This is a genomic window from Dethiosulfatibacter sp. (assembly GCF_983023055.1).
Window position 1 is genome coordinate 1 of the sequence record NZ_CEZJXU010000197.1, and the last position, 4,472, is coordinate 4,472.

The following is a 4,472-nucleotide window of genomic DNA, read 5'->3' on the forward strand; positions in this document are numbered from 1 at the left end:
TCGTTCCCTTAAGCTCGAAATTGTAGATTGTTTCGTTAAGAGCCTGGATTTCCTCAATTTTTGTGTTTATGTCGTCAACAGTCATTGATATGTTGTTATCAAGCTCCTTCTGATAGTTCACAAGCTCATTTGCAATTGTATGGAAGGAATCCGTCAGCGTCACAGCCATCTGTACTACGGTTTCCCTGTAGCTCAGGTCGTGGGCATTGTAGGACATTTCCTCGAGGGAGGTGAAGAAATTTGACAGGTTTTCGTTTATTCCGTATTCCGATGGCTCTGCGAAGATGTTTTCTATCTTTCCCATTGCAAGGGATTTTGATAAAAGCTCTGAGTTCACAGAATTTTCAGACCTGAACTGAAGGTCCAGGTATTCGTTTCTTATCTGTGTAAGATTCTCTATTTCAACTCCGTTTCCCGGTGAGACGATTCCGTTGTTTGTTCCTTCCTTTGCGGAAAGATCAAGCCTCTGCCTGGTATACCCCTTGGTGTTTGCATTCGCTATATTGTTGCTTGTGACGTTAAGGGCCATCTGGCTTGCCACAAGTCCTGATTTTGCTATATTTAAAGAATTAAATCCCATGATCTATATCCTTTCGTCTATGGTATTTGATTTTTCATCCCTTCTGCCAAGCACCCTCATGGATATGTTTATCCAGTCAAGTCTTGATTTGATAAGGGTGTCGTTGAGTTTCCCGACTTCCTGCAGTTCGTCCAAAGTCCTTTTCATGTTCTTTTGCAGGTCATCAATGTATCTATAGTTTTCATTCGTAGTCTTCGTCTTAAGTTCCGTCATATTAAAATCAGCTCCAGACAGTCCCAGGGATTCCCTCATGATTTCGCAGAGTGAATTCCTGTTTCTTTCCAGGGCTGAAAACTTCATGACAAGAGCAGATTCAACCTTTACAAGACTGTCAATACCCCCTATGTCATTTTCCTTGATAGCTTGGGTTTTGCTTTTAGAAATCTTCAATAAATCTTTGCTAATATTTTGTTCTTCTTTCAGTATATTCAAAAATTCAGTCATGCTTTTCTCCTTAACCCAGTTTGTCCATGATGCTCTGAGATATAAGTTCGGGCTTTATTTCGTAAGTGCCCTCCTCAATCTGTTTTTTAAGGTTCTGTATTTTCATGTTCCTTGACTCTGTCTCCTGGGACTTTATTTCCTTTATTGCCTTGTGGTATGTATCGTAGTCCTTGGATATGTCTACTTTTACTGCTGCTGATTCATAATTATTTTTTGACGGACTCTTTGCATCTGTTGATTTTTTTGTACTCTGGGTATTGGACATTGCCTCTGAATTTTTTGAATTGGAATACTGGTTTATGATATTTGCATATTCTGAAGGTTTAATTCTCATAATCTACTCCTAATCATTTTCTCAAGCTGTTGGCCATTGATTCCATCTCGTCTGCCGTCTGGATTATTTTCGAGTTGAGTTGAAAAATCCTCTGGTTCATGATAAGATTGGTCATTTCCTCTGCCATGTCAACATTTGACATTTCAATGGCACCCTGTACAATATCCGCTTCCGATGCTGCAACAGGTACTCCCGATCTGATGGTTTGGCCGTAAAGACCGCGCCCAAGGGATGCAAGTTCATTCTTTCCATGAAAGTCCACAACCATTATGTTTTGGCCGTCAATACTGTCCTCGGATGAACTCAATTCCAAAAAACCGTCTTCTTCAATACTTATATCGGCAGCATCAGCGTAAATGTTTAGTTTTTGTCCCGATTTATTTAAAAGAAAATATCCGTTCGCGTCTACAATGTTTGAAAATCCTTCTTTATTGGGCAGTGACAGGGTAAATGACCCTCCCCTTGAATAATATCTTCTTCCCGACGAATCGGACAGACCGAGAAAACCAGGGCCTTCAATTGCAAGGTCAAGGCTGTTTCCGGTATCCTTTAAGTCTCCCTGGGAAAAATCCCTCTCCATGCTTCCAAGAAAAGTTCCAGTACCCGTTGAATAAAACATCTCTCCCTGGGATGGATATTCCTTTTTCGACACTATATTTAGGGCTTCTTCAAAATTTGCAGTATTCTTCTTGTACCCGTCCGTATTGATGTTTGACAGGTTGTCGGATATTATGTCCATCCTTGTCTGTCTGAATTTGAGTGATGATTTGGCTGAATAAAATCCCTGTATCATAAGGCTTCTCCTATAGTTTTCCTATTCTATTTGATGAAAGTCCGTTTATTTCATCAAGCATCTGAATGAGCTTCTGGTTTGTCTGAAACTTTTTCGATATTTCAATGAGATCCGTCATTTCCTCCGTAAGGTCCACATTGGAGGACTCGAGAAACCCCTGCATCACGGTACCGTCAGCAGGAATATATCCTCCCCCTCCTGATAAGGTTCCATTACCTGCATCAGTCATGGACTCTTTATTTGAAAAATCCACTATTTTCAGTATGTTTACTGCCTTTCCTCCGGATATTACCGTTCCATCGTTCAGGATATCAAAGTCGCCGCTTCCAATATATATGGATCCGTTGGTTCCCTGAAGCCTATCTCCTGCCGCAGTTGAAAGGTACCCCGAACTATCTACAGTCATGGAAGTACTTCTCAGATAGGCTGTACCGGAAGAGGCGCTTACTGTGAAGAATCCTCCTCCCTGAATTGAAATATCAAGGGGATTGTCCGTCTGCACAAGGTTTCCCTGGCTGAAGTTCCTTGTCACCTCGTCCACATATATCCCAGGATTGAAGGTGTTTGTTCCCGTATTGTATATTTCAGATGCATTTGGAACTATCTTGGCCATCTCGTCGGACAGTATGTTTGTAAAGCTTATGCTTCGTGTATTTGATTTTTTATATCCAGGTGTATCGCTGTTTGAAATATTGTTTGACGATGAATTTAGCTTTTCCTGGAGATATTTCATGGAGGTTCCAAGCATTTTTACTGAAGTATCCATATTTTCTCCTGTCTGATTATTTTAACCTGAAATTTACTACTCAAACTGCTTTTTCATCCTGTCCCTGAGCTTTGTCGTTATTAACTTCATAAGCTGTGACATTCTCGATTCTGTAACTCCAAGGACTTCGCCTATTTCCTTGAGGGTTAGGTCCTCCCTGTAATAGAGGGATATAATCTGCTGTTCCCTTAGAGTGAGGTTTTCTATTTCCGCTGCTAGAATTCTTTCGACTTCCTTTTTTTCCATTATTTTTTCAGGATTGAAGTCGTTAGCTTCGTAACTCATGGCATTTACACCCTTGCTTATTGCCATTTCAAAGGATGAAATGTTGGAGTGGGCAATATTCTTGAGGGTTTCTTCGTAATCCCTCATGGAAAGTCCTGCCTCGCCGGCAATTTCATGGCTTTCAGGGTCTCTTCCAAGGCTGTATCTCAGCCTCTGGTCCGCATTGTCAATGAGCTTCTGCTTTTCCCTTACTCCCCTTGGAACCCAGTCCTGCTTTCTCATGAAGTCCTTTATTGCTCCCCTTATCCTAATGGATGCATAGGTTTCAAACTTCACACCCTTCATTGAGTCAAACTTGTGGACTGCATCCATGAGCCCCAGGACTCCTACGCTGTGAAATTCCTCTCTTATATGGTATCCCAGTGATTTGTCTATCATTACGTTGACAATTTTCCTCACAAGGGGAAGATATTCCATTACAAGGCGGTTACGGTATTCAGTTTTTTCTGTTTCCCTGTAATCATTCCAGAGCTTTTCACATTGCATGTTTTGACCCCTTCCGTCAGATGCTTATGTTCCCAACTACTTTCAGTTCATATTTATTATCTATTTCAGATACGCTCATGACATCTATTTCCATGCCGCTTTGCATTGTAAGACTTTTCATATAGCTCCTCAATAGTGGAGTGGTGACAAGGACCGGACTGTATCCCTGGTCAAGAGCCTGGTTGAATTCTTTTTTTGTATTTTGCGCGAAGGCCTGCATCTCGTCAGGCTTTAGTCCGTTTGTTGAATTGTTCACTGTGTCGGATATCCTCTGTTCAAGCTCCGGCGACACTATGAGAAGCTCAAGCCTGTTGTCGCATGAGTACTGGTTGCATATTTGCTTTTTTAGTCCCATCCGGACATATTCGGTGAGCTGGTCGATGTCGGGAACCGTCCTTCCATAGTCTCCAAGAATTTCAACTATTGTTGGAAGGTTCTTTATCCTTATCCCCTCTTCAAGAAGGTTTACAAGCACCTTCTGAAGTGTACCCAGGTTTACTATGTCAGGAATCACATCGGAGACAAGGGCTGGATATTTCTTCTCCAGCTCGTCGACAAGGGTCTTCACTTCCTGTCTTCCCATAAGCTCGTGGCTGTTTGATTTCACAACCTCGGAAATATGGGTCGACACCACGGAGACGGAGTCTATTACCGTATATCCGCTAATTTCAGCCCTGTCAACAGTTTCTGGAGTTATCCAAAGGGCGTTCATGCCAAAGGCAGGCTCCTTTGTTTCTATTCCGTCTATTTTTCCCGGCATGTCGTCTGTATTCATTGCAAGGTA

The 4,472-nt window shown here is 41.9% G+C and carries 7 protein-coding genes; all 7 read right to left on the reverse strand.

The window, feature by feature from the left end:
• Positions 1 to 580 (reverse strand): flagellar hook-associated protein FlgK (gene flgK, locus AC3AX0_RS07875; RefSeq protein WP_487549754.1); only part of this gene is annotated, 580 nt, incomplete at its 3' end.
• A gap of 3 nt (positions 581 to 583) precedes the next feature.
• Positions 584 to 1,024, reverse strand: a complete 441-nt coding sequence (locus AC3AX0_RS07880; RefSeq protein ID WP_487549755.1) for a flagellar protein FlgN — start codon at positions 1,022 to 1,024, stop codon at positions 584 to 586.
• A gap of 10 nt (positions 1,025 to 1,034) precedes the next feature.
• A complete protein-coding gene (locus AC3AX0_RS07885; RefSeq protein WP_487549756.1) occupies positions 1,035 to 1,358 on the reverse strand; it encodes a flagellar biosynthesis anti-sigma factor FlgM in 324 nt (107 codons plus the stop codon).
• A 13-nt stretch (positions 1,359 to 1,371) separates the two neighbouring features.
• Positions 1,372 to 2,151 carry a flagellar hook-basal body protein gene (locus AC3AX0_RS07890; protein ID WP_487549757.1) on the reverse strand — a complete coding sequence of 260 codons (780 nt, stop codon included), beginning with the start codon at positions 2,149 to 2,151 and terminating at the stop codon, positions 1,372 to 1,374.
• Between the two features lie 10 nt (positions 2,152 to 2,161).
• On the reverse strand, positions 2,162 to 2,917 hold the full coding sequence (locus AC3AX0_RS07895; protein WP_487549758.1) for a flagellar hook-basal body protein: 756 nt from the start codon (positions 2,915 to 2,917) through the stop codon (positions 2,162 to 2,164).
• A 36-nt stretch (positions 2,918 to 2,953) separates the two neighbouring features.
• Positions 2,954 to 3,688 carry a sigma-70 family RNA polymerase sigma factor gene (locus AC3AX0_RS07900; protein WP_487549759.1) on the reverse strand — a complete coding sequence of 245 codons (735 nt, stop codon included), beginning with the start codon at positions 3,686 to 3,688 and terminating at the stop codon, positions 2,954 to 2,956.
• Between the two features lie 16 nt (positions 3,689 to 3,704).
• The coding region (locus AC3AX0_RS07905; protein WP_487549760.1) for an FHIPEP family type III secretion protein at positions 3,705 to 4,472 on the reverse strand (768 nt) is incomplete at its 5' end.